We start from the raw sequence: 720 nt of genomic DNA on the forward strand, positions 1-720 counted from the left end.
TTAACCCAAGCCCAAGTTTGCTCAATAGGGTTTAAGTCAGGACTATAAGGCGGTAACCATAGAATAGTGTGTCCTGAATCTTCAATGATTTTTTGAATATCAAGGCCCTTATGGAAAGTTGCATTATCCATAACGATCACGCTATTAAGGGGAAGTTGTGGTAATAACAGTTGCTGAGCCCAGCTATGGAATACATCACTATTAACACTACAGTCGTAAAGACCTACTGCGAATAACTGATTATTGTAAATAGCACCTATGGCATTGGTTTGGTTTTTTAGTTGCCAGTTATGCTCGCCAAAGCACTTCTCACCTTTTTTGGCATAGCCGTAAGGTCTGTAATCATGTGCCTTGAAGCCACTTTCATCTAAGTAAACGACAGGACGGTTATCTTTTTCATACCAGGCTAACTGCTCAGCGCATAACTGACGTTTTTCTTCATCTGATTTAGGATGATGCAGTGTCTTTTTTTTGAGTAATACCAAGTCGCTTCAGTGCACGACTGATGCTTCTTTGGCTACAGTTAAGACGTCTTGCTCGTTCTATTTGATAAGCATCTGGGTAAAGCTCAACATCTGCTTTAAGACGATCGCTATCCACCTTGTAAACAGTATAGACGTAAGCTTTACGCTCAATGTTCTTTTTCCAACGCTGAATTGTCGTTGTACTGATTTGATATTCTTCGGCAAGCTCTCGATAACTGTAACCTTCGTCAAGCTT

Annotated in this window: 2 protein-coding genes; both read right to left on the reverse strand. The window is 40.4% G+C overall.

Going from position 1 to position 720, the window contains the following annotated elements; genetic code table 11:
• On the reverse strand, positions 1-485 hold a 485-nt coding region (locus A1232T_RS00035), incomplete at its 3' end, for an IS630 family transposase (protein WP_077447462.1).
• The coding region (locus A1232T_RS00040; protein ID WP_077447463.1) for an IS630 transposase-related protein at positions 448-720 on the reverse strand (273 nt) is incomplete at its 5' end. The genes A1232T_RS00035 and A1232T_RS00040, both read right to left, overlap by 38 nt.

Source organism: Psychrobacter pasteurii (genome assembly GCF_900162815.1).
Classification (GTDB): Bacteria; Pseudomonadota; Gammaproteobacteria; order Pseudomonadales; family Moraxellaceae; genus Psychrobacter; species Psychrobacter pasteurii.